Source organism: Streptomyces sp. NPDC091280 (assembly GCF_044768565.1).
Lineage (GTDB): Bacteria > Actinomycetota > Actinomycetes > Streptomycetales > Streptomycetaceae > Streptomyces.
The window spans coordinates 471276-495550 of sequence record NZ_JBIVUZ010000003.1 but is presented as its reverse complement, the minus strand read 5'-3'; the positions used below and the strand labels follow the sequence as shown (position 1 = coordinate 495550).

Below are 24275 nucleotides of genomic sequence, written 5' to 3'. Positions count from 1 at the left end.
TCGGCCTAGTACGAGAAGGCCATCGGCTTGTCGGCGTCCTGGGAGTCGCCGCCGATCTTCGTGGGCGGGTTGAGGTCGGCCTCGGTGAGTTCGGGCGGGCCGGCCTTGACGTACTTCGCGAGCAGCTTGACCTCGATGACGGCGAGGATCGCGTAGAGCGAGGTGAAGACGATCATCGAGGTGAGGACCTCGCCCTGGGAGACGCTGGGGGAGACGGCGTCCCGGGTCTGGAAGAGGCCGTAGACGACCCAGGGCTGGCGGCCCATCTCGGTGAAGATCCAGCCCCACGAGTTGGCGATGAGGGGGAAGCCGAGGGTCCAGATGGACACCAGCCAGTAGAGCTTGGTGAGTTTCGGGCCGAGGGCCTTCTTCTTGAAGAGGACCACGTTCGGGATCTCGTCGTCGCCGACCCGCAAGTGCTGGGGCAGCATGAACTTCTTGCGGGTCAGCCAGAGTCCGGCCAGGCCCACGGCGAAGGAGGCCATGCCGAAGCCGATCATCCAGCGGAACGCCCAGAAGGTGACGGGGATGATGGGCCGGTAGTCGCCGGGACCGTACTTGGCCTGCTCGGCCTTGTTGGTGTCGTTGATGCCGGGGACGTAGGAGTTGAAGTCGTCGTCGGCGAGGAAGGACAGTATCCCGGGGATCGAGAGCTCGACGGTGTTGTGGCCCTTGCTGACGTCGCCGTAGGCGAAGATCGAGAACGGCGCGGAGTTCTGGCCGTCCCACAGGGCCTCGGCGGCGGCCATCTTCATCGGCTGCTGCTTGAACATGACCTTGCCGAGGGTGTCACCGCTGACGGCGGTGAGCAGGCCGGCGATGGTGACGGTGACCAGGCCGAGGCGCAGCGAGCTCTTCATCACCGCGATGTGCTTCTTGCGGAAGAGGTGGAAGGCCGCGATGCCGACCATGAACGCGCCGCCGGTCAGGAAGGACGCGGAGAGCGTGTGGAAGGCCTGGGCGAGCGCGGTGTTCTGGGTCAGCACGTGCCAGAAGTCGGTGAGTTCGGCACGGCCCTTGGCCTTGTTGATCCGGTAGCCGACGGGGTGCTGCATCCACGAGTTGGCCGCGAGGATGAAGTACGCCGACAGGATCGTGCCGATCGAGACCATCCAGATGCAGGCCAGGTGGATCCGCTTGGGGAGCTTGTCCCAGCCGAAGATCCACAGCCCGATGAAGGTGGACTCGAAGAAGAACGCGATCAGCGCCTCGAAGGCGAGCGGGGCACCGAAGATGTCGCCGACGAACCGCGAGTAGGCGGACCAGTTCATGCCGAACTGGAACTCCTGGACGATGCCCGTGACGACGCCCATGGCGATGTTGATCAGGAAGAGCTTGCCCCAGAACTTGGTGGCCCTGAGGTACTTCTCCTTCTCCGTGCGCACCCACGCGGTCTGCAACCCGGCCGTCAGGGCGGCGAGCGAGATCGTCAGGGGGACGAACAGGAAGTGGTAGACGGTGGTGATGCCGAACTGCCATCGCGCCAGTGTCTCTGGCGCCAGAGCCAATTCCACGTCGTCAGTCTCCTTATGTCGCCGTGGTCACAGCGGCAGTTTGCCCCTTACCTCCAGCCCAACACTGGACAACCGGGACACGCTTGTGAACGCGTTCACATTCACAAGCAATTATGCCGCATGCGCGTTCGACGTTCGATAGGAGGGGGGTCCCCAACGCGGTCCGACCGGCCCCACACGGTCGGGACCGGTCGGCTCATGGCCTTTCAGAGCTCCTTGCGGAAGCCCTCCGCCACCTTCAGGAAGATGTCGTTGCCCTCGGTCTCCCCGACCGTGACCCGCACACCCTCGCCCGGGAACGGCCGCACCACCACACCGTGCCGCTCGCACACCGCCGCGAAATCGACCGTGCGCTCCCCCAGCCGCAGCCACACGAAGTTGGCCTGCGTCTCCGGGACCGTCCACCCCTGAGCGCGCAGCGCGTCGACCACGCGGGTGCGCTCGCTCACCAACGAACCGACCCGGCCCAGCAGTTCGTCCTCCGCGCGCAGCGAGGCGACGGCCGCCTCCTGGGCGAGCTGGCTCACCCCGAAGGGCACGGCCGTCTTGCGCAGCGCCGCCGCCACCGGCTCGTGCGCGATCGCGAAGCCGACCCGCAGCCCGGCGAGGCCGTACGCCTTGGAGAAGGTGCGCAGGACGCAGACGTTCGGGCGGTCGCGGTAGAGCTGGACGCCGTCCGGCACCTCAAGGTCCCGGATGAACTCCCGGTACGCCTCGTCCAGCACGACCAGCACATCGCCGGGCACCCGGTCCAGGAAGCGCTCCAGCTCGGCCCGCCGTACCACCGTGCCCGTCGGGTTGTTGGGGTTGCAGACGAAGATCAGCCGGGTCCGGTCGGTGATGGCGTCGGCCATCGCGTCGAGGTCGTGCACATCGCCCGGGGTCAGCGGCACCTGCACGGCCGTGGCGCCGCTGATCCGCGTGATGATCGGGTACGCCTCGAAGGACCGCCAGGCGTACATGACCTCGTCGCCGGGGCCGGAGGTCGCCTGGATCAGCTGCTGGGCGACCCCGACCGAGCCGGTGCCGGTGGCGAGGTGGGAGACGGGGACGCCGAACCGTTCCGCCAGCTCGTTCATCAGACCGGTGCACGCCATGTCGGGGTACCGGTTGAAGGACGTGGCAGCCGCCGTCACGCTCTCCATGACACCGGGGAGCGGCGGGTACGGGTTCTCGTTGGAGGACAGCTTGTAGGCCACCGGACCGTCGGCCGAGGCGGGCTTGCCCGGCTTGTAGGTGGGGATACCCTCCAGCTCGGCGCGCAGCTTCGGGCTCGTCTCGCTCACCGCAGTCCTCCTCGTGACCACCACCGGCTTTCAATACTCCTCACCTTATGAGGATTCGGCACCGACGCGTACCGGCCGGGTCCCGGCGAACGACCGACGGGCGGCTCTCGGGCGACCCGCCGACGACCTCCTGACGCCCTTCGGGCGACCTTCCGGCGACCTTCGGCGGCCTCGATCCCGCCGGCCGGTACCTTCCCACGAGCCACATCCACAACAGGGGCAACAGCGCACGAAGGCAGACGAACCGGGGGCGCGCCGTACATATATCTATGCGCTGGTGGCTCGCGCCGTGGCGCGCATCCCTCGTACAGGTGAGTTGAGACCTCTTCGAAACATCGGGGACTTGGCAGGCCCATGCGCGCCGACAAGTCACGTAATGCCATCCAAGCGTTTAACTGACTTTGTTTCTAAGGCAGTTGACCCGTTCTGACCTTGCAGAAACGTGCCTGTCAACGCGTGCATATGCGTCCGCACTACCCCACCGCATGAGCCCTACTATCGGCTCGCCATGACAGCAGCAGGGAAGCACCAGGTGAGCCGCGCGGAAACCTCTCGTCGAGGAAGCCGGCCGGGCCGGGCGGGAATCAGAGACGTGGCCGCCGCGGCCGGAGTCTCCATCACGACCGTCTCCGACGCCCTCAACGGCAAGGGCCGGCTCCCGGACGCCACCCGACGCCATGTCCGCGAGGTGGCCGACCGGCTGGGCTATCGCCCTTCCGCGGCGGCTCGCACGCTCCGTACCGGCAAGTCGGGCCTGATCGGCCTGACCGTGACGACGTACGGGGATGAACCTTTCACCTTCACCGAGTTCGCGTACTTCGCCGAGATGGCGCGCGCCGCCACCTCGGCCGCGCTCGCCCGCGGCTACGCCCTGGTGATCCTGCCGGCGACCTCGCGCCACGACGTGTGGTCGAACGTCGCCCTGGACGGCACGGTCGTCATCGACCCGTCCGACCAGGACCCGGTGGTCAGCGAGCTGGTCCGGCAGGGTTTACCCGTCGTCTCCGACGGCCGCCCGGTCGGCTCGCTCCCGGTGACCGCGTGGGTCGACAACGACCACGAGGCCGCGGTCCTGGGCATCCTCGACCACCTGGCCGACGCCGGCGCCCGCCGCATCGGCCTGCTCACGGGCACCAGTACGGACACCTACACCCACCTCTCCACCACCGCATACCTGCGTTGGTGCGAGCGGGTGGGCCAGGATCCGGTCTACGAGTCCTATCCCGCGCACGATCCGTGCGCGGGAGCGGTCGCCGCCGACCGGCTGCTCGCCCGGCCCGACCGGCCCGACGCGGTCTACGGCCTGTTCGATCCCAACGGCACGGATCTGCTGGCCGCCGCGCGCCGTTACGGGATGCGGGTGCCGGAGGATCTGCTGCTGGTGTGTTGCAGCGAGTCCACGGTGTACGCCAACACCGAGCCCCCGATCACCACGCTCTCGCTGAAGCCGCGGCGCATCGGCACGGCGGTGGTGCAGCTCCTCATCGACGCCATCGAGGGCGTCGACTCGGACCTGCCTGTCGAGCAGGTGATACCGACCGAACTGATCATCCGTACGTCGTCCCAACGCCGACCACCGCGGACGACGGTGAGTCCGCCCCGGTCGCCGGAGGGGAAGTAGGGGCGGGTCGGCCTCCGGCCGTCGCCAGCGGTCGGCGCCGTGCCTGGCGTCCGGCGCCTCTCGGGGCGGAGCGGTGGGCAGGCGGTGCCCTGGCGCTTGCCTCGGGCTCCCGTACGGGCCGGACGGTGCCGGGACTCCCACCCGGTGCCGTCCGGCCCGTACCGCCCGCCCAGGGCCGACAGCGGACCGGATTGCCAACTGGCCCGTGGGCAGCGGTCGTAGCGGAGTCGGAAGATGTTGGAGGAAGAAGGCGTCGGAAGGTGATGGCGGGCGGCCGCCGAAGGTCGTCGCACCGGCGAAATCAAGCCGCCCTTCCGGCGGGAACCGATCGCCCCCGGAGTGCTGGTCGAGTGGTCGAAGCCCGGCCCAATCGGGGCGAAAGCCCCGGTGAACCGGAGTCCTGCTCTGATTCACCACCCCTGGGTCATCACATGGCGCGATCCGCATTCCTATGATGGGCGCACGACACCGCGGGCCGCTGCGACCAGGCAGTCCGACGCGGTGCAGACGCGGCGTGATGGTGGAGGGGTCGATGACTCAGGGGGCCGGTCAGGGACCCGAGGTGGAGCGGACGGCGACGTTGCGCGACTTCCGGGTGCCGGCATACGTCCACGAGACCGGTCCGTACGCCGACAGCGCGCAGCCCGGCGGCGCCGTACGACCCGACGAGGAGGCCTTCGAGGAGGCCTTCGACGAGGCGTATCCCGACGGGTACACCCCCACTCAGCGCGATCTGCCGGTCATCAATCGGGGTGACACGGTTCAGGTCGCGGTGGACCCGGCTCCGGGGGGCGTCCCGCGGCAGACCGAGGGCCCCGGTCCGCTGTTCGTCGTAGGGGATGTGCACGGCTACCTCGACGAACTGGTGGCCGCACTGCGGGAGAAGGGCCTGATCGACGCGGCCGGCAGCTGGTGCGCGGGCACCGCTCGGCTGTGGTTCCTGGGCGACTTCACGGACCGCGGGCCGGACGGCATCGGTGTCATCGACCTGGTGATGCGGCTGTCCGCCGAGGCCGCCGCGGCCGGCGGCTACTGCAAGGCGCTGATGGGCAACCACGAGCTGCTGCTGCTCGGCGCCAAGCGGTTCGGCGACACCCCCGTCAGCTCCGGCGCGGGCACCGCCACCTTCCAGGCGGCCTGGCTGCTCAACGGCGGCCAGAAGACCGACATGGACCGCCTCCAGGACGTCCACCTCCAGTGGATGGCCCGGCTGGACGCCATGGAGGAGGTCGACGGACACCTCCTCGTCCACTCCGACACCACCGCCTACCTCGACTACGGCGACTCGATCGAGGCGGTCAACGACAACGTCCGCGAGACCCTCACGCGCAACGACGCGGACGAGGTGTGGGACGTCTTCCGCAAGTTCACCAAGCGCTTCTCCTTCCGCGACGAGGGCGGCGCCGAACATGTCCGCTCTTTGCTCGACATGTACGGCGGCACCCGGATCGTGCACGGCCACAGCCCGATTCCGTACCTCCTGGGGGACGTCGGCTCCGAGGACGGCGAGGACAGCGCCCCGCCCGTGGTCGAGGGACCGCACGTCTATGCCGAGGGACTCGCCATCGCGATGGACGGCGGAGTGACCATGGCCGGAAAGCTGCTGGTCCAGCAACTGCCGTTGGATATCTGAGCGTCTGACGGGCAGTCGTCCTCTTCGGAGGACCGGCGGACGACAGCGCTGGCCAGGGGCCAATTTCTGGAAACCCCCTGTCACCGTGTGCCGTCCCCGCTCTACCATCGGCTTATCCGTAGCAGGCTCCCCTCCGTTTCTGCCCGACGGCTCGTTGGCATGCGAGCCCCAAGCCCTACGGAGCATCGGGGGATGCACATGAACAGCGTTCCGCAGCACCTGCACAGCGAGGACCGCCAGGAGTACGAGCGGATCCTCGACGAGGCGCTGCGCTCCGCCCCTACCCGCCCGGAACTGGCCGCTGTCGGTAAGCGGCTCAACCCCGAACAGCTGCGCACCATGGCGCTGAACGCCACCGCACTCATCACGGCGGCCGCGGCGACCGAGTACCAGCACTACGTGAAGGTCCGCGAGGAACTGCGCCAGCCGGCGTCGTCCACCCCGTCGTCCGTCCACGAACCCGGTTCCACGGAGCCGGGCGGCATGGGCGCGATGGGGCTCGCCACCACCCTGGGAGAGGCCGCCGAGGGTGCGGGCGCCGTCGCCGTCGCCGCCGTCCTCACCCCTGTCCTCGCCGGTACGGCCGCGGCGATATTCCTGCTCGTGGGATACATCCTCAAGATGCTCAGCCCCGAGCCCGCGTTCGCGCAGACCATGCTCACCGCCGGCTGGGTCTTCGGCGCGATGACCGCCGCGGCGATCCTCGTCGCCGCCGTCGGCCTGCTCCTCACGGCCCTGCGCAACCGGCCGACGTTCGACACCGACCCCTACGGCGAGTCGGGCGGTGAGGTGGCCCGGGCCAGGGAAGCCTGGCACGACGCCCTTCTGGAACGCGGCATCCTGCCGTTCCTCCAGGAGGCGCTCGCGGCCCCGGGCACGGCCGCACTGCGCCGTACGACACCCACGGCACCGACCAGTCGCATGCCGCACCTCGGCTACGGCCGCCCGGGCTTCTCCAGCCCCGACGACGGCCCGGAACCGGGCCACCGCCCGAGCTTCAGCAGCCCGGACTTCAGCAGCCCGGACTTCGGGGGGCCCGAGCACCAGCCCGAGTAGCCCCTCGGCTTGCGCCCCCGACCAGGGGAGCGCAAGCCGAACACCCGGATTCACCGCATCAACTGAATTCGCCGTATTCACCGCATCCGGCGAATCGTCTGTGCCGCGGCCCTTTCCACCGGAGTGCGGCTGTGGACGTGCACCAACGCGAGATGGAAGAGGGCCGGTGCAAGAGGGGCCCACCGGTGAACGCGATCGGCGCGCAGCATGTACTTGATGACCGCCGAAGGGCGGAAGGGAACGAAGTCGATGGTCTGGTGTTCCCATCTGTCCGCGACCCCTCTGCTCATCCGTTCCTGTAGACCGGCGCTTTTCACATCGGCGAGCCGGGCGTAGAAGTGAGCACTCCATTGACGCTTCTCGACGTCCAGTACGAACGCGAGCATGTCGAGTGCGTATTCGTGCGGTTCCAAGGACAGTTCTTCGCGCATACCGCGTCGCGCGACCGCGTAGAGATCGGGTGCGTTCCTGCCGGCCGAGTCGATGTAGCGTGACATGCCCTCGTTGACGGACGAGTTCCAGACGCCCGGGGCCATCCGGACCCGGTCACTGCGTTGGCTGACGATCAGCATGTCGTCGGCCGTCACGACGGCGACGTTCACGGCGAAACTGCATTGCAGAAAAGCGGGTGCCGACAGCGGTTTCTCAGGGTCGAGATAGCGCGAACGGGGAGTCGTACCGTCGGACAGCCGACGGTCCAATTGCTGGGCCGCGAGAAAAGTGTAGTAGTCCGTCGGACGCAGCCGCAGATGAATTTCCGGCTGTTCGTCGAGTGCGGTCCGGGAGATGTCGACCCTCTCGACGGCATATCGAGGTCCGTTCCACAACGGTGTTCGTCCCTCTGCCCTCAGGCGCGTGCTTTCCTCCTCTATCTCGCTCCGCCAGTCGACCATGTCCGGCGGCAGCTCGATCTCCTGGTCCAATACTTGGATGTAGACGGATTGCGTCGGTATGGAGGACTCCCCGTCGCCCTCGACGATCAGGGCCGAGGTGTGCAGCGGACCGAGCGAGAACGTCCGCCACGCCGGGCTGGACTCCTCCCGCCGGCGCAGCGCCCGCACCACGCTCTTCGAGCGGGCACGCAGCCTGTACCAGCTGTTCTGTATCGGATCCTGGAACAGCACCGCGACCAACATCCCCAACACGGCACCGACAAGCCCATTGCCCAGATCGATCCCACCCATGCCAGGCAGGGTAGAGACCTTGATCGCGACACGCGTGACCTTGTCTGTTCCGTTACGGCGTCCCCTTCCCTTTCGCTCACGACCTCCACTCCTGTCCCGTCACGACGTCCAGCGGGGCTTCGCCGGGTCCGCCCCGGCCTGGCCGGGGGGCTACCTCGACCCTTCATCCGGAGGCCAGCCCCATCCTCCTTCGTGCCCTGATCCGGTTGGCTGGTGATCGTCACCAATCAGGACCGAGAGCTACGGGGGACTCGAACATGCAGTTGCCGTCGTCGAGGAAGACCGGCGCCGCCGTACTGGCCGCGGCGTTGCTCGCACTGGCCTCACCCATGGCCGCGACCACCGCGACCGCCGCCACCACAACCACCGGACACCCCGCACCGAACCACCCCTCTCACGTGTACGACGAAGCCGTGCTCCAGCGCGACCTGGCGGCCGTACGGCAGGCCGGAGGCGGCGATGTGAACGTGCTGGCCAGGGTCGACCGGCCGAACGGCGCCCCGCTCATGGCCCGCATCGGCACCCGCACGGCCGGCTCCGCCGCGCCGATCCCCTGGAACGCGCACTTCCGTGTGGCGAGCACGACGAAGACGTTCGTGGCGACCGTCGTCCTCCAACTCGTGGCGGAGAAACGGCTGTCACTCGACGACACCGTCGAGCACTGGCTGCCGGGAGTCGTCACGGGCAACGGCAACGACGGCACCCGCATCACCGTCCGCGACCTGCTCCGCCAGACCAGCGGCCTCTACGACTACATCGACGACGCGGAGATCCAGGACCGCCTGTTCAACCACTTCGACGAGAACCGCTACGACACCACCCCGGCGGCCGACCTGGTCGCCGTCGCGATGAAGCACCGGCCGCTGTTCGTGCCGCAGCCGGGCGGGGCCACCCGGTGGGCGTACTCCAACACCAACTACCTGCTGGCCGGGATGATCGCCGAGAAAGCCGGCGGCGCGAGCTGGCAGGACCTGGTCGCCCACCGCGTCATCGCGAGACTCGGACTGCGCGACACCTCCATCCCCGGGCTCAACCCGTTCCTTCCCGATCCGCATGTGAACGCGTACCTCACGACCGCCGACGGCAAGCGTCTCGACGTCACCGACCACAGCCTCCAGCACACCGCCGACTCCGGTGTGGTGAGCACCACCGCCGACCTGAACGCCTTCTTCCGGGCCCTGGCCGACGGCCGGCTGCTGCCCGCCGTACAGTGGCGCGAGATGCGGCAGACCGTCCAGCGGACCGACGACCCGGAGGACGTGGCCGAGATGCCCGAGGGCACCTACGGCCTCGGCCTGCGCAAGATCCCGCTCTCCTGCGGCGGCTTCTACTACACCCACGAGGGCGACGGAGCGGGCGTCAACACCCGCCCCGCGGTGAGTGCCGACGGCAGCCGCGCGGTGACCGTCTCCATCACGACGACCACCGCACCGCCGGACCTCACCGCTCTCAACCGCGCCACGGGCACCCTGGTCGACCACGCCCTGTGCGCCGTCGGCGGCGCCAGCGACGGCAGCGGCCCGGCCAAGGCCTCGCCGAAGAGCTAGAGGGCGGCCCTCAGTCGGCGATCGGCAGATAGACCCGGTTGCCCGCTGCCGCGAACTCCTTCGACTTCCGCGCCATGCCCTCTTCGACCTCGGCCTTGGTACCGCCGTGTTCGCGGCGGATGTCCTGGGAGATCTTCATCGAGCAGAACTTCGGCCCGCACATCGAGCAGAAGTGGGCCGTCTTGGCCGGTTCGGCCGGGAGGGTCTCGTCGTGGAACTCCCGTGCCGTGACCGGGTCGAGGGCCAGGTTGAACTGGTCCTCCCAGCGGAACTCGAAGCGGGCGTCGGACAGCGCGTCGTCCCACTCCTGTGCACCTGGGTGCCCCTTGGCGAGGTCGGCTGCGTGGGCGGCGATCTTGTAGGTGATGACGCCGGTCTTGACGTCGTCACGATTGGGCAGGCCCAAGTGCTCCTTGGGCGTGACATAGCAGAGCATGGCCGTGCCCCACCAGGCGATCATCGCGGCACCGATGCCAGAAGTGATGTGGTCGTACGCAGGCGCGACGTCCGTCGTCAGCGGGCCGAGCGTATAGAACGGAGCTTCATCACAGATCTCCTGCTGAAGGTCGATGTTCTCCTTGATCTTGTGCATCGGGACATGTCCCGGGCCTTCGATCATGGTCTGTACGTTGAAACGCTTGGCGATCGTGTTGAGTTCCCCGAGCGTGCGCAACTCCGCGAACTGCGCTTCGTCGTTGGCGTCCGCGATCGACCCCGGCCGCAGACCGTCGCCCAGCGAGTACGTGACGTCGTAGGCGGCGAGGATCTCGCAGAGTTCCTCGAAGTTCTCGTAGAGGAACGATTCCTTGTGGTGGGCCAGGCACCAGGCCGCCATGATCGAGCCGCCGCGCGAGACGATGCCGGTCTTGCGGTTCGCCGTCAGCGGTACGAACGGCAGCCGCACGCCCGCGTGGACGGTCATGTAGTCCACGCCCTGTTCGGCCTGTTCGACGACCGTGTCCTTGTAGATCTCCCAGGTCAGCTCCTCGGCGCGGCCGTCGACCTTTTCGAGCGCCTGGTAGAGCGGCACCGTGCCGATGGGGACGGGGGAGTTGCGCAGCACCCACTCGCGGGTGGTGTGGATGTTGCGGCCGGTGGACAGGTCCATGACCGTGTCGGCGCCCCAGCGGGTCGCCCACGTCATCTTCTCGACCTCCTCCTCGATGGAGGAAGTGACCGCGGAATTGCCGATGTTGGCGTTGACCTTCACCAGGAACCGCTTGCCGATGATCATCGGCTCGATCTCGGGGTGGTTGACGTTGGCCGGCAGTACCGCCCGCCCGGCCGCGATCTCCTCGCGGACCACTTCGGGCGCCACCTTCTCCCGTACCGCCACGAACTCCATCTCGGGCGTGATCTCGCCCCGTCGCGCGTAGGCGAGTTGGGTCACCGCCGTACCCTCACGGCCTCGGCGCGGCTGGCGCGGGCGGCCCGGGAACACGGCGTCCAGGTTGCGGAGTCCACCGCGCGGTGACGTGTGCTTGATTCCGTCGTCCTCGGGACGGACGGGGCGGCCCGCGTACTCCTCGGTGTCACCCCGGGCGATGATCCAGTTCTCCCGCAGCGGCGCCAGCCCCCTGCGGACGTCGGTGTCGACGAGCGGATCGGTGTACGGGCCCGAGGTGTCGTACAGCGTCACCGACTGCCCATTGGTGAGGTGCACCTGACGGACCGGCACCCGCAGATCGGGGCGCGAGCCCTCGACATACCCCTTGTGCCAGCCGATGGACTCCCCGGCCGCGGGGGACTCCTCAACCCCCGTCGGCTGCTCGGCCCGCGCGAACTCCTCGCCCGGAATGGGCTGTTCGTCCTGGCTGGAGGCAGGCGTGCGTACGTCCTTGTTGGTCATGAGACCTACTCCCTACGCCGGCATTACCCGGTAACAGGTTCGGCGGTCGACGCAGCGGCTTCCGTCAGCCGATGTTTCATGTGAAACATCACTCGATTCAGGTGACGTTTCCCGTGAAACATCGCAGAGACGAAGGTCAGCGCCCTCTCAGCCCGGTGCTCCGAGCTCCCGCGTGTGCAAAGGTGACTCCACGCTAGCGCCATAAGTGGCGCGGTGAACAGTGGGCCCCCGGCGTTCTTGCGATGATCGGGCGGTGACCACGACACAGCAGCCCCCGTACCCGCCGACCGGGCCGCCGCATGGCCACGACCACGGCCATGGTTCGGGAGGCGACCACGGCTCCGGGTCGGGGTCCGGGGACGACCACGGCTCCCACGGGGACGGCGGGCACGGCTCCGGTGCGGGCGGCGGACACGGTCACTCACACAGTCACGGGCCGGCCGCGCCCGTCTCCCGTCACCTCCGGAAGGTCATCGCGGCGATCCTGATCCCGTTCACGGTGGCGGTCGTGGTCGGCATGGTGGTGCTGTGGCCCGGCGGCGCCCCGTCGCACAAGCGCACCGGGGTCGGCTTCGACCGGCAGACGCAGCAGGCGACGGTCACCAAGGTCGTGAGCGTGAGCTGCGCCTCGGTGAACGCCTCGGGCGGGGGCGCGACCGGCGACACCTCCACGGCCGAGGGCTCCTCGGCGCAGCAGGAGGCGGGCGGCACCTGCAAGAAGGCCACGGTCACGGTCAGCACGGGCAAGGACAAGGGCCGTACGTTCACGGAGATCGTGCAGCCCGACCAGTCTCGGCAGTTGCACCAGGGCGAGAAGGTCGTGGTCGCCTACGAGCCCTCCGCGCCCCGGGATCTGCAGTACTCGGTCACCGATGTGAACCGGAAGTTCCCGATGGCGCTGCTCGCCGCGATCTTCGCGCTGGCCGTCGTGGTGGTGGGCCGACTGCGCGGTGTCATGGCACTGATCGCGCTGGCCATCAGCTTCATGATCCTCAACTTCTTCATCCTGCCCGCGATCCTGCACGGCTCGAACCCGCTGATCGTGGCGGTGGTCGGGTCCAGCGCCATCATGCTGATCGCCCTCTACATGTGCCACGGGCTGTCGGCCCGTACATCCGTGGCGGTGCTCGGCACGCTGATGTCGCTGGTGCTGATCGGCGTCCTGGGCTCGGTGTTCATCGGCTGGGCCGCGCTGACCGGCAACACGGACGACAACACGGGCCTGATCCACGGGCTGTATCCGTCGATCGACATGAGCGGCCTGCTGCTCGCCGGAGTCATCATCGGTTCGCTCGGTGTGCTCGACGATGTGACGGTCACGCAGACGTCGGCCGTGTGGGAACTGCACGAGGCCAATCCGTCGATGGGCTGGCGCGGGCTGTACCGCGCCGGTATCCGCATCGGCCGCGACCACATCGCCTCGGTCGTCAACACGCTCGTCCTCGCCTACGCGGGCGCCGCCCTGCCGCTGCTGCTGCTCTTCTCCATCGCCCAGAGCAGCGTGGGGTCGGTCGCCAACAGCGAGTTGGTCGCCGAGGAGATCGTGCGCACGCTGGTGGGTTCGATCGGCCTGGTCGCCTCGGTTCCGGTCACCACGGCGCTCGCCGCCCTCGTCGTCTCGGCGGACCGCCCCGGCAGCGACCCGGTACCGGCGGGTGTCGCCGGGGCGGCCACGGCGGGGCCCGGTGCCGGCCCCGCGTCGGCGCCGACCGCGAAGCCCGCACCGGCGCGCGGCGGGAAGGGCCGGCGCCGCAAGCACTGAGGACGGCGAGAACGGCCGCCCAGGGCCCCGCAGAAGCGTTCCTGCGACCTCGGGACGCCCGGAGTACCTCAGAGAGCACCTCGGGATGCCTCAGAGCATCTGAGAGAGGACCTCGGGGCGCCTCGGGGTCAGGGGCTCCCCAGACGCCGCCCGCGGTTCCGGGCCGTTGGCGAAGCGTTACGCCAACTCCCCCCGCCGCCATGGCAGCACGTCAGCCCGCGCTCTGCTCCTCCGCCAGAATGCGGTCCAGTGCCTCGTCGAGGTGGGCGTCGAAATCCGCGAGCGCGCCCTCCTGACCGAGCGGAACCAGCCGGTCGGTGCGGTCGAGGAAGGCCACGAGCGGGGCCGCGCCGGTCCGGAACAGCGCCTGGTCGCCGCCCACCTGAAGCCTGATCAGTACTTCGCCCAGCGTCTCGGGGTCGACGGGCTCGATCCGGACATCACCGTCCCCGGACGCCCGGCCCACCCCGTCGATCAGCAGCTCCCGGCCGAAAGCCCAGGTCACCGGGGCATCCCCCGGCAAATGGAAGGTCAGCCGCACGGCGTACGGATCGCACGCCTCGTAGCCCAGTTCGACCGGGATACGGAAGGAGAGCTCCTCGGAGACGAGGAAGCTCATCATGACCTCTGCCTGTACGGACTCGCGCATCGCCTATCCCGTCAATTGCCGCCGACTGGCCGGGAATGATCCCCGTGACACTGAAGGAATATTGCTGAACGTACACAACAGATCACAAGGAGTAATTTTTCAGATACTGATAGAGAGCGCGAGCGACCCCAGCAGCCTGCCGACCTCGGTCTGCAACTGCCGGGCGGCGGCCAGCAGTCGGTCGGCCTGGTGCGAGGGGAGAGAAATGGCCATCGTGGCTGCCGTACTGCCGAGCGTGATCGGAATCGCCGCGCAGACCGTGCCCAGCGCGTACTCCTGACGCTCCACCACCAGCTCCATCCGCCTCATCCGATCGAGGCGCCGCAGGAGGGAGTGCCCGTCCCGCACGGTGTACGGCGTGAGCGAGCGCGCGGGGTAGCGGTCGAGGTGGTCGCGCCGGGCCTCCTCGTCCACCTGGGCCAGCAGACACTGGCCGATCGCGTGCGCGTGCCCCGTCTCACGGAAGTCGGCCCACTCCTCGACCGCCGGGTTGGCCGGGGTGTCGGCGACGCACATGACCTCGATCTCGCCGTCGCGGTACATCGCGTAGTAGACCGGGACACCGATCGAATCCCGCCAGGCGGCCAGCGCGTCCACGAGCGTGCTGCGACGTTTCTCCTGCGCTCCGCTGCTGCTCAGCCTCTCGGCCGCCTCGCCGAGGAAGAACAGCCCTTTGTCGCGGCGGAGATAGCCCTCGTGCACGAGGGTGCGCAGCAGGTGGTAGGCCGTGGGAAGCGCGAGGCCGGTCTCGCGGGCCAACTGCTTCGCGGGGGCGCCGTGTTCGTGCGCGGCGACGGACTCCAGCAGCCGCATCGCCCGCTGGACGGAGCCGATGAGGGTGGCGGCGGCCTGGTGCGAGGGCTGGGTCGAGGACTGGGGCGGAGGCTGGGGCGAGGGCTCGGGAGCCGTCGCGGAGCGCTGTCGCGGCGGGGTCGCCACGGGCCGCAGTTGCGCGGGGATCGCCACCGATCTCGGCCATGTCGGCGGGACGGGCCGGGCGGAAGGCGCGTGCGGTTCTACGGGGGCGGTGTCAACCGTGGCCAAGGGTCACTTCCGGAGCGGGGGCAGCCCGTGCGGGGAACACGGGGAGGGGGTGCGCCGCCCGCGGGGTTCGTCCCCGCGGCGAGTTCCGGACTGTAACCGCCCACCACCGCCCGCAGACGGCCTGTCCGGAAAACTTCCCCCGCCCGAGGGAACCGGTGATTCCTGTTACCGATCACCGGTTGCCCGGCAGGGGCCTCACCAGTCGCCGCGTGAGGAGGAACTCGACGTGAACTTCCGCACGACGTAGATCAGTCCGCCGACCAGCGCCACGAAGACCAGCGCCTTGAAGAGCAGTCCGATGACAATGGTCAGGACGGCGGTTATGAGCCCGCCGAACACGACCAGGGCGATGACCGGCACCGCGACCCACTTGACCCACCACGGCAGTCCGCCGAAGATCTCTCGCATCGCCCTCGTCCTTTACCTCTCCGCCCGTCGTTCGTACCGGGTCCTGTCGGTGTCCGGCGCTGTCGTGCCGGACCTCTGATGTCCTGCACCCGATGCTAGGGCGGCCGGAGGCGGAACGGGGGCCCCGGATCCCTTGTCCTCCCCTGACCGTTCCCCTAGGGAACCCTGAGACCGGGATCGGGCTTGCGGTGGAGAGTCAGGCCTCCGGCGGGGAGAACACAACGAGCACCCGCAGGTCCTCGCTGATGTGATGGAACTTGTGGGCCACCCCGGCCGGCACATAGACCACGCTGCCGCGCGCCACCTGGGTGGTCTCCATGCCGACGGTGATCGCGGCACGGCCGCTCACGACGAAGTACACCTCGTCCTGGTTGTGCGGCTGCTGCCGGTCGTGGTCGCCCGCGTCGAGCGCGTAGAGGCCGACCGACATGTTCTTCTCGCGCAGGAACTGGAGGTATGCCCCGTCGTTGGCGGCACGCTCCGCCTCCAGTTCATCCAACCGGAATGCCTTCATCGCCCTCGTCCACGCTCGGATTCGATCTCTTCTGTCACGATCAGACACATGAAGAATTTCCTAGTCAAGACGATCGCCAACGCGGGTGCCCTCGGGGTCGCCGTATGGCTCCTCGACAAGATCACCCTGACCGGGGACAGCACCTTCAAGAAGGTCTGGACCCTGATCCTGGTCGCCCTGGTCTTCGGCCTGGTGAACTTCCTGGTCAAGCCGATCGTCAAGGTACTGACCTTCCCACTGTTCATCCTGACGCTCGGTCTAATCACCCTGGTGGTCAACGCGCTGATGCTGCTGCTCACCTCGTGGCTGGCCGACAAGCTCGACCTGAGTTTCCACGTCGACGGCTTCTGGACCGCCGTCCTGGGCGGCCTGATCATCTCGGTGGTCTCCTGGGCGCTCAACCTCGCCCTGCCCGACGGGGACTGAGCGCGCGATGACCTATCGCGTCAGCTTCGTCTGCACCGGCAACATCTGCCGCTCCCCGATCGCCGAATCGGTCTTCCGCGCGCGGGTGGAGGAGGCCGGGCTCGGCGATCGGATCGAGGTCGAGAGCGCGGGCACCGGCGGCTGGCACGAGGGCGACGGCGCCGACCCGCGCGCCGTCGCCGTCCTCGCGGAGCACGGCTACGACACCAACCATGTCGCACGCCAGTTCCAAGCCTCCGGGTTCGCCCGCCTCGACCTGGTCGTCGCCCTCGACTCCGGCCACCGCAAGACCCTGCGCCACCTCGCCCCCACCGAGCAGGACGCCGAGAAGGTCCGGCTGCTCCGCTCCTACGACCCCGCGGCCGGCGACGACCTCGACGTACCGGACCCGTACTACGGGGCTCTGGACGGCTTCGAGGAGTGTCTTGAGATGGTGGAGGCGGCGAGTGAAGGCCTGCTCGCCGCGGTACGCGAGGAAGTGGAGGGACGAGCGATATGAGTGATTCCGCTGCGGACGGAGGGATCGTGGACACCACCGGGGACGGCACGCGCGCGGTGCGGGCCGGTCTGCCGGAGCCGGTCAAGTACGAGCCGACCCTCCCCGGGCCGGTGTTCGCCGCGCACTTCCATCTCCCGGGCGAGGTGACGGGCCCGTACAGCTACGGCCGCGACGACAACCCGACCTGGACCCACCTGGAGCGCGCCATCGGCGAGCTGGAGGCGCCCGGGCGGGACGGCGTGGAGACGCTCGTGTTCGCCTCCGGCATGGCCGCCATCTCCTCGGTGCTCTTCTCCCAGCTGCGCGCCGGCGACACGGTCGTACTGCCGAACGACGGCTACCAGGCACTGCCCCTGGCGCGCGCCCAACTGGAGGCGTTCGGCATCGAGGTGCGCACCGCGCCGACCGGCGGGGACGCCCAGCTCGACCTGCTCGACGGCGCGAGACTGCTGTGGATCGAAACCCCGTCGAACCCCGGACTCGACGTGTGCGACATCCGCCGGCTGGTCGAGGCGGCACACGCGCGTGGCGCTCTCGTGGCGGTCGACAACACCCTCGCCACACCCCTGGGACAGCGTCCGCTGGAGCTCGGCGCGGACTTCGCCGTGGCGAGCGGCACGAAGCAGCTCACCGGGCACGGGGACCTCCTCCTGGGCTACGTCGCCGGAACCGACGCCACCGCGATGGCCGCCGTACGCCGTTGGCGCAAGGTCGTGGGGGCGATTCCGGGGCCCATGGAGGCCTGGCTCGCGCACCGCTCGATCGCCACCCTCCAGCTCCGGGTGGACCGGCAGGACACCACCGCGCTGCTCCTCGCCGAGGCCCTGCGCGGCCGGGACGAGGTGACGGATCTGCGGTATCCGGGGCTGCCCGACGATCCCTCGCACAAGGTCGCCTCGCGGCAAATGCGGCGCTACGGGTGTGTGGTTTCGTTCACGTTGCCCACGCGCGCGCGTGCCGACCGTTTTCTCGACGCGCTGCGGCTCGTGGACGACGCGACGAGTTTCGGCGGGGTGCGGTCCACCGCCGAACGCCGGGGACGCTGGGGAGGGGACGCGGTACCGGAGGGCTTCGTTCGCTTCTCGGTGGGCGCCGAAGACCCCGAGGACCTGGTGGCCGATGTGCTGCGCGCGCTGGACGAGTCGGCGCGGTGACCGCCTTACGCGCCACCGGCCGGTGTCCGGCCGTGCACAACGGACGGTCCGAGCCTCCCCCCTCGTGGCTCGGACCGTCCTCGGTTCTGCGCGCGAAGAACCGCGCGCACAAGGCTAGTTGACTCTGTGTCAGTGTCCAATCACAGTAACGACAGAGACCTATCGACTTATTTATAGTTGAACCCTGCCCAGGGGCCGGAGAGGGGTGGGGAAAGGAGCGTGCGTGCCATGGATCTGGCCTTGCTGCGCACCTTCGTGACCGTGCACCGGGCCGGCTCCTTCACCCGCGCCGCAGCCCTGCTCGGCCTCTCCCAGCCCGCAGTGACGTCCCAGATCCGCACCCTGGAACGGCAGTTGGGCCGCCCTCTGTTCCTGCGTCAGGCCCGTGGCGTCACCCCCACGACCATGGGCGACGAACTCGCGCACAAGGCCGCGCCGCATCTCGACGCCCTGGTGGAGATCGCCGAGACCGGCCCCGACCACGACGCCTCGCTGCGCACGCTGCATCTCGCCGGACCGCCGGAGTTCACCGCCGAGCGGGCGTTGCCCGCGCTCACGGAGCTGACCGGTGACGACGGCCAGTCCTTCGCGCTGCGCGCGTCCTTCGGGAACGCCGAGGAAACCTTGGAGGGGCTGGCCGCGGGACATCATGATCTGGCCATCAGCACAGCCCGTCCACGAGGTGCCCTGCTCACGGCGACAACCCTCTGCGACGAGGAGCACGTCCTCGTCGCCGCTCCGCACCGGGCCGAGCAACTCCGCTCCGACGCGGGCACCAGCTCCGAGAAGGCCGAGCGCAAGGACGCGCCGGCCCTGGACGACCTCCCCGTGGTCGAGGTCCACGAGTCGCTGCCCTTCGTGTCCCGGTACTGGGCGTCCGTCTTCGACTCCCGTCCGGCCGCCTCGGGCACTGTCATCGTGCCGGACCTGCGCGCGGTCCTCGCCTGCGCGACCGCGGGCGCCGGACTCGCGGTGCTGCCCCGCTATCTGTGCGCCCCCGCGCTGGAGCGCGGCGAGGTCGTCGCGCTCCACGAACCGGCGGTGCCACCGCTGCGCACCTATTTCCTGGTCGTGCGCACCGGAACGCTCGCGATGCCTCACATCGCCCGGGCCTACGAGTGGCTGCACCGCGCGGCCACGACATGGAGCTGACCAGGCACTTTGTCGCCGCTCGGTATCGGCGTCGGCAAAAGTCACGCTCTGAACCGTCAAGGTGACGTTTCGCGATGTTTCACGTGGAACCAGCCGGGCCACATTTCTCCCATGACCGTCCGACCCGTGGTCAAGCGCACCGCACGTGCCGTTCTCCTCGACGGCGACGACCTGATCCTGATCAAGCGCACCAAGCCCGGTGTGGATCCCTACTGGGTCACGCCCGGTGGCGGGGTCGAACCGGAGGACACCACCGTCGTCGACGCCCTGCACCGCGAGGTGCACGAGGAACTCGGCGCCAAGATCACCGATGTGGTCCCCTGCTTCGTGGACACCGTCGAGCACATCGGCGCGAACGCCACGGCGACCGGTGTGAAGGTCCAGCACTTCTTCGTCTGCCACCTGGAGTCCATGGACCCGGCGCTGCGCCACGGCCCCGAAGTGGACGATCCCCTCGGCGAGTACGAGATCGTCAGAGTCCCGTTCACCCGGGTCGGCATCGCGTCCGTCCATCTCGTGCCCCTGTCCCTGCGGCACTATCTGGACGGCAACATCGAAGGGGTCCGCGCGATGCACGCTCCCGACCTCGGCTGAGTCCACGACCTGGGCTGAATCCCCGGCACCGGATCAGTCCCCGGCGGCCACCAGCTCCTCGACCGAGTCGTGCCGTATGCGATCCGCCGGGAAACCCACGTCCTTCAGCGCGTCGACACCGCTGCGGATCATCCCGGGCGGACCCGAGACATACGCGTCGTACCCGCCCCACGGCCCGTACGTCCGTATGGCGTCCGGGAGTTGGAGATGCGCCTGCTGGTCGACGACCGTCCGAACCGTGAGCCACGGATGCGACTGCTGGAGCCGAAGCATCGTGTCGATGTCATAGAGATCGTGCTCGGTGCGGGCCCCGTAGAACACCTCCACCGGTCGCCGTTCGCCGTGCTCGGCGACGTCCTCGACCAGTGCCTTGATCGGCGCTATGCCGGTGCCACCGCCCAGGCAGAGCAGCCCGCTGTCGGTCCTGTGGTCCACGGTCATCGAGCCGCCCGGCGGACCCAGCCGGATGACGTCACCCGGCCGGGCCCGGTGCACCAGGGCGTTCGAGACCCAGCCCGCCGGGACGGCCTTCACATGGAAGGTCAGCAGTCCGTCCGAGCGGGGCGCCGAGGCGAAGGAGTAGTGCCGCCAGATCCGCGGCCACCAGGGCGTCTCCAGGCTCGTGTACTGCCCGGCGAGGAAGGGGTAGGGCTGGTCGGGACGGACGGTGACGACCGCGATGTCCCGGGTCCTGAGGTCGTGGGCGACGACCTCCGCGTGCCACCAGGCCGGGGCACGCAGTTCGTCCGCGGCTGCGGCGTCGATCATGACCTGCGAGATCGTCGTGTACGCCCGGACCCAGGCCGCCTCCGTCTCGGCGTCCCAGACACCGGAGGCGTACTTGTTCAGCGCACCGATGAGGCACTCGCCCACAGCCGGGTAGTGCTCGGCCCGAGTGCCGTACTTACGGTGCCCGCGGCCGAGGTTCTGCAGATACGCGACGAGGATCTCGGTGTTGTCGATGTGCTCGGCCGCGGTGAGCAGCGCCTTGAGCAGTCGGTCGCGCTGGCTGTCCATCGCCGCCGGGAACAGCGACCGCAACTCGGGGTGGCGTACGAAGAGCAGCGCGTAGAAGTACGAGGTCACCTTGTCGGCCACCGGGGCGACTTCGGCCATGGTCCGGCGGATGAGTACGGCGTCCGGGGAGGCGTTCTCGGTGACGGTGCCGGAAGAACGCTGGACCGGTACCCGCACGACGGCCGTGTCCTGCGCGGCGCGTGACGGGGCGGGTGCGGCCGACCACTGCGCGGGAGGCGGGGCCTGAGCGGGAGTGAGCAGTGGCGGGGGTGCGGCGGGAGACGTGGCGTGGGCATCCGTGGCCGGTGACGCTGATGTGGAGAGTGGAGCCCGGGCCTGCGTGGCGGGTGACAGGGGCGGCGAGGTCTGAGCAGGGGTGGAGAACGGTGGAGGCGCCGTGGACGAGGCCTGAGCGGGAACGAAGGGCTGCGGAGGTGCGGCGGCCGGAGGCTGGACCGGGGTGGAGGGCTGTGGCGCGCTCGCGGTCGGCGGTATTCGCTCCTGGCCGGGCGGGACGCTTCGCTGCGCGTCGTGGCCGTCCGGCTCCGCGGGGGCGCCTTCGGCCCTCTGCCCGGCCGACTCCGAACTCACCTCGGGCGGGCGCTCGTTGGCACCCGTCACGGGCCTGCGGACCGGTCGCATCACGGCCGGACGCCGTCCCGCCGCGGTCTCCCGCTCCTCGCCCGGAGCCACCTCCGGATGCTTGCGCGGTGTGAACCAGCCGCTTCCGGCGCTGCCGCTTCCGCCGCCGGACGGGCCGTTGTCGGCCGACGTGGTGGTCGGAGCGTCCATGGTGTGCCTCGCCTCGAACATCTCTCGGTCGGTCGGCGTGCTTCCCCCATCGGAAGCTGCCTGCTTTCCGCGCGGACTGCTTGCTTTTCCCCGTTCGCTCAAGCGGCCGATACGGCCATCCAACCCACATTCCCACTGCTTACGGATAAGTAAGGCGAGAGTGTGACATTGCCCGCAGTACTCTCCCGCAGGACCCGGTTGCGGATCAGAACCGGAGTCGACCATACCGGGCCGCCGTGCGGGCACAAGTCCCGCCTCGCTCCCCCGCGAACGGGCTCGGTGCCGAACCGCCGATTCCCTCAACTACCGGACGCCGCGCACCAATTCGTAGGCGTCCCACAGGTCCCGTCCGGCATAGGAGTGGGTGGCGAGGGCCGCCAGACGCCGATCGGCGTTCACCGCGACAGAGACGGGCACGACAGCGAACAGATCCTTGTCCGACGTCGAGTCGCCATAGGCGACACAATCCGCCCTCGTCACCCCGAACTCCTCACACAGCCGATCCGCGATCACCACTTTGGCGGCTGCGTTGAGGACTCCGGCCAGGTCCATGGAGGGTTCGGTGAAGGGCACGGCCGGGAAGAGCGAGCCGTGCGCGGCGTGCGCACCCCAGCCCGTGAGCCGTTCCACGAAGAAGGACGGCGAGAGCGATACGACGGCGCAGTACTCTCCGGCGTTCCTGATCTCGGCCCAGACCTCGCGGATCCGCGCCAGCCAAGGGGCCCCTTCGAAGGCAGCCGCCACATGCGCCTCTGTGAGATTCGCCCACAGTGCGTACACGCGGCTCGCATACTCCGGTGGTCCGATCAGCCCGGCCGAGATCTCCTGTTCCAGTGCGACCGTCTCGGCTTCCAGACCGAGCTGACGTGAGATCTCCAGGGGTGCGCTGCTCCCGTGCATCAGAGTGCCGTCGAGGTCGAAGAGATGAAGTCTCGCCATGGGCCACGAGGTTAGTGGGCGGACCTGTGGTGCCCTTCAAGAGCGTGGCGGATAGTCGCCGTTCGCCGGTGTTTCACGTGAAACATCCGGCTTCTACCGAGGTGTTGGGCAGTCCGCCATGACATGGCCAAAAGCAAGTACGTCTCCTTGGAAACGGGTGGACGCCGACAACGCAGTCAGACAGCCTGACCTGCGTGCCGACTCACTCCCTCGCCGCTCTGCCCATCCGCCGGCTGACGCTCCGCGATCGCACCGCCTGCGCCGACCTCTCCGAGGACCGGGGGTGGCCACGCGAGGAACACAAGTGGGGCTTCCTCCTCAGCGCCGGCACGGGGTACGGCATCGACAGCCCGGAGGGCGGCCTCGTCGCCGCGTGCGTCGTCACGGAGTACGGCCCGCAGGACCGCCCGGATCTGGGCACCATCGGCATGGTCCTGGTCGCCGAACGCCATGCCCGCCAGGGCGTGGGACGCCGGCTGATGCGCCATGTGCTGTCCGTGCTGAGCCCCACGCCACTGACCCTGCACGCGACGCCGAACGGCCGTCCGCTCTACGAGGAGCTCGGCTTCAAGGCGACCGGTCGAGCCGAGACACTGCGCGGCCGTTTCACGCCTGCTGGACCTGACGCCTCAGAGTCCCGGATCGCCACCCGCGCGGCCACGGCCGAGGACCTCACCGGCATCCTCCGGCTCGACGAGGAAGTGTTCGGCACCGATCGCACGCCCCTCATCACCCGCCTGCCCGCGTTCGCCGACCAGTTGCGGGTGGCGCAGGACAACGGCCGGATCATCGGTTACGCGGCGGCCTGGCCCAACATGGACACACACGTCGTGGGACCGCTGATCGCACAGGACACGGAGACGGCCAAGTCGCTCCTCGCCTCGCTCGCCGCCCGCACCGACCGCCCCCTGCGCACCGACATCGACGTACGCCACGAAGACCTGCTGTCCTGGGCGAAGGAACGTGGCCTGGAGCACCGCGCTTCCAACTCCGTCATGACCTACGGGATCGCGGAGCTGCCCGGCGACTGGACACGGCGGTTCGCGCCTCTCACGGTCGCCGCCGGCTGACACTGCCCGGGCACAGAAGACGCCGGTCCCCGACACGATCGGGAACCGGCGTTTCAGCCGTCTTCAGACGTCGACGTCTTCAGACATCAAACGAGTGCCTCCAGGGCGGCCTGCGCAAAACCGTGGTCCTGTGCCGGCGCGCCGCCACCGACCCCGATCGCTCCGACGAGCCGTCCGTCGCGGTGCACCGGGACACCGCCGGCGATGAACAGCAGCGGTCGGTCGAGCGCGGTCGGCAGGGTGTGGAAGAGGCCTCCGGGCTGGACGGCGTCGACCAGGTCGGCGGTGGCCGCGTCCAGTTGAAGCGCTGTGTAGGCCTTGCGGGTGCTGGTCTCCCCGGAGATCAGCACGGCCCGGTCGTCACGCCGGAAGGCGAGCAGATGACCGCCCGCGTCCAGCACGGTGACGCTGACCGTGACTCCGGCGGCCTCCGCTGCACGACGGGCTCGGTCGACGAGCGTTTCCGCGTCCTGGATGGTCAGCGGGGCTAGGGCTGTGGTGGTGCTCATCGGGGTTTCTCCTTGCGGGTGTTGCTGTCTGTGGTGACTTACGGGTGTTGCTGTCG

At 69.0% G+C, this 24275-nt stretch carries 22 protein-coding genes and 1 riboswitch; of the genes, 11 read left to right on the top strand and 11 right to left on the bottom strand.

Going from position 1 to position 24275, the window contains the following annotated elements; genetic code table 11:
- Positions 1-5: 5 nt before the first annotated feature.
- Complete coding sequence (locus ACIQPR_RS12290) at positions 6-1514, bottom strand: cytochrome ubiquinol oxidase subunit I (RefSeq protein ID WP_403645916.1); 1509 nt, start codon at positions 1512-1514, stop codon at positions 6-8.
- Positions 1515-1720: 206 nt separating this feature from the next.
- Complete coding sequence (gene hisC / locus ACIQPR_RS12285) at positions 1721-2800, bottom strand: histidinol-phosphate transaminase (RefSeq protein WP_403645912.1); 1080 nt, start codon at positions 2798-2800, stop codon at positions 1721-1723.
- Positions 2801-3308: 508 nt separating this feature from the next.
- On the opposite strand from hisC, the gene ACIQPR_RS12280 reads away from it, so the two are divergent.
- The 3 genes from ACIQPR_RS12280 to ACIQPR_RS12270 all read left to right on the top strand — a co-directional run bounded on the left by ACIQPR_RS12280 (position 3309) and on the right by ACIQPR_RS12270 (position 7110).
- A complete protein-coding gene (locus tag ACIQPR_RS12280; protein ID WP_403645909.1) occupies positions 3309-4421 on the top strand; it encodes a LacI family DNA-binding transcriptional regulator in 1113 nt (370 codons plus the stop codon).
- Between the two features lie 532 nt (positions 4422-4953).
- Positions 4954-6054 carry a metallophosphoesterase gene (locus ACIQPR_RS12275; protein ID WP_403645906.1) on the top strand — a complete coding sequence of 367 codons (1101 nt, stop codon included), beginning with the start codon at positions 4954-4956 and terminating at the stop codon, positions 6052-6054.
- A 192-nt stretch (positions 6055-6246) separates the two neighbouring features.
- A complete protein-coding gene (locus tag ACIQPR_RS12270; protein WP_403645903.1) occupies positions 6247-7110 on the top strand; it encodes a hypothetical protein in 864 nt (287 codons plus the stop codon).
- A gap of 77 nt (positions 7111-7187) precedes the next feature.
- Here ACIQPR_RS12270 and ACIQPR_RS12265 read toward each other — a convergent pair whose 3' ends face one another.
- Positions 7188-8294: a hypothetical protein gene (locus ACIQPR_RS12265; protein ID WP_403645901.1), complete on the bottom strand. Its 1107-nt coding sequence runs from the start codon at positions 8292-8294 to the stop codon at positions 7188-7190.
- Positions 8295-8551: 257 nt separating this feature from the next.
- On the opposite strand from ACIQPR_RS12265, the gene ACIQPR_RS12260 reads away from it, so the two are divergent.
- On the top strand, positions 8552-9841 hold the full coding sequence (locus tag ACIQPR_RS12260) for a serine hydrolase domain-containing protein (protein ID WP_403645898.1): 1290 nt from the start codon (positions 8552-8554) through the stop codon (positions 9839-9841).
- A 10-nt stretch (positions 9842-9851) separates the two neighbouring features.
- Here ACIQPR_RS12260 and thiC read toward each other — a convergent pair whose 3' ends face one another.
- Entirely contained in the window at positions 9852-11690 is a 1839-nt protein-coding gene (gene thiC, locus ACIQPR_RS12255) for a phosphomethylpyrimidine synthase ThiC (RefSeq protein ID WP_403645895.1), read from the bottom strand.
- A riboswitch (TPP riboswitch) is annotated at positions 11683-11872 on the bottom strand. (Overlaps the previous gene by 8 nt.)
- A 71-nt stretch (positions 11873-11943) precedes the next feature.
- On the opposite strand from thiC, the gene ACIQPR_RS12250 reads away from it, so the two are divergent.
- Positions 11944-13452 carry a YibE/F family protein gene (locus tag ACIQPR_RS12250; protein ID WP_403645892.1) on the top strand — a complete coding sequence of 503 codons (1509 nt, stop codon included), beginning with the start codon at positions 11944-11946 and terminating at the stop codon, positions 13450-13452.
- A 211-nt stretch (positions 13453-13663) separates the two neighbouring features.
- Here the strand turns inward: ACIQPR_RS12250 and ACIQPR_RS12245 are convergent, their stop codons facing one another.
- From ACIQPR_RS12245 to ACIQPR_RS12230, 4 genes are all read right to left on the bottom strand, one after another.
- Positions 13664-14101, bottom strand: a complete 438-nt coding sequence (locus tag ACIQPR_RS12245; RefSeq protein WP_362976005.1) for an SsgA family sporulation/cell division regulator — start codon at positions 14099-14101, stop codon at positions 13664-13666.
- Between the two features lie 99 nt (positions 14102-14200).
- The gene (locus ACIQPR_RS12240; RefSeq protein ID WP_403645889.1) at positions 14201-15040 is read right to left on the bottom strand and encodes an IclR family transcriptional regulator; all 840 of its coding nucleotides are present in this window, start codon (positions 15038-15040) and stop codon (positions 14201-14203) included.
- 300 nt (positions 15041-15340) lie between these two features.
- Positions 15341-15553 (bottom strand): DUF5326 family protein, encoded by a 213-nt coding sequence (locus ACIQPR_RS12235; protein WP_403645886.1) that lies wholly within the window; start codon positions 15551-15553, stop codon positions 15341-15343.
- Between the two features lie 196 nt (positions 15554-15749).
- Positions 15750-16067, bottom strand: coding sequence for a cupin domain-containing protein (locus tag ACIQPR_RS12230; protein WP_019073397.1), 318 nt, complete (start codon positions 16065-16067; stop codon positions 15750-15752).
- Positions 16068-16115: 48 nt separating this feature from the next.
- Here ACIQPR_RS12230 and ACIQPR_RS12225 point away from each other — a divergent pair, with 48 nt between their 5' ends.
- The 5 genes from ACIQPR_RS12225 to ACIQPR_RS12205 all read left to right on the top strand — a co-directional run bounded on the left by ACIQPR_RS12225 (position 16116) and on the right by ACIQPR_RS12205 (position 19892).
- Positions 16116-16493 carry a phage holin family protein gene (locus ACIQPR_RS12225; protein ID WP_403645883.1) on the top strand — a complete coding sequence of 126 codons (378 nt, stop codon included), beginning with the start codon at positions 16116-16118 and terminating at the stop codon, positions 16491-16493.
- A 7-nt stretch (positions 16494-16500) separates the two neighbouring features.
- Positions 16501-16992, top strand: a complete 492-nt coding sequence (locus ACIQPR_RS12220; RefSeq protein ID WP_403645881.1) for a low molecular weight protein-tyrosine-phosphatase — start codon at positions 16501-16503, stop codon at positions 16990-16992.
- Entirely contained in the window at positions 16989-18146 is a 1158-nt protein-coding gene (locus tag ACIQPR_RS12215; RefSeq protein WP_403645878.1) for a cystathionine gamma-lyase, read from the top strand. Before ACIQPR_RS12220 ends, ACIQPR_RS12215 begins: the two co-directional genes overlap by 4 nt.
- Before the next feature lie 228 nt (positions 18147-18374).
- Positions 18375-19298, top strand: a complete 924-nt coding sequence (locus ACIQPR_RS12210; protein ID WP_403645875.1) for a LysR family transcriptional regulator — start codon at positions 18375-18377, stop codon at positions 19296-19298.
- A 111-nt stretch (positions 19299-19409) separates the two neighbouring features.
- Entirely contained in the window at positions 19410-19892 is a 483-nt protein-coding gene (locus tag ACIQPR_RS12205) for an NUDIX hydrolase (protein ID WP_362976018.1), read from the top strand.
- A gap of 33 nt (positions 19893-19925) precedes the next feature.
- Here the strand turns inward: ACIQPR_RS12205 and ACIQPR_RS12200 are convergent, their stop codons facing one another.
- Both ACIQPR_RS12200 and ACIQPR_RS12195 read right to left on the bottom strand, forming a co-directional pair.
- On the bottom strand, positions 19926-21701 hold the full coding sequence (locus tag ACIQPR_RS12200) for a globin domain-containing protein (RefSeq protein ID WP_403645872.1): 1776 nt from the start codon (positions 21699-21701) through the stop codon (positions 19926-19928).
- A gap of 303 nt (positions 21702-22004) precedes the next feature.
- A complete protein-coding gene (locus tag ACIQPR_RS12195; protein ID WP_403645869.1) occupies positions 22005-22640 on the bottom strand; it encodes an HAD family hydrolase in 636 nt (211 codons plus the stop codon).
- A gap of 194 nt (positions 22641-22834) precedes the next feature.
- Between ACIQPR_RS12195 and ACIQPR_RS12190 the strand changes: the two genes are divergently transcribed.
- Positions 22835-23710, top strand: a complete 876-nt coding sequence (locus ACIQPR_RS12190; protein WP_403645866.1) for a GNAT family N-acetyltransferase — start codon at positions 22835-22837, stop codon at positions 23708-23710.
- A gap of 86 nt (positions 23711-23796) precedes the next feature.
- Here ACIQPR_RS12190 and ACIQPR_RS12185 read toward each other — a convergent pair whose 3' ends face one another.
- Entirely contained in the window at positions 23797-24219 is a 423-nt protein-coding gene (locus ACIQPR_RS12185; protein WP_403645863.1) for a heme-binding protein, read from the bottom strand.
- Between the last annotated feature and the right edge of the window lie 56 nt (positions 24220-24275).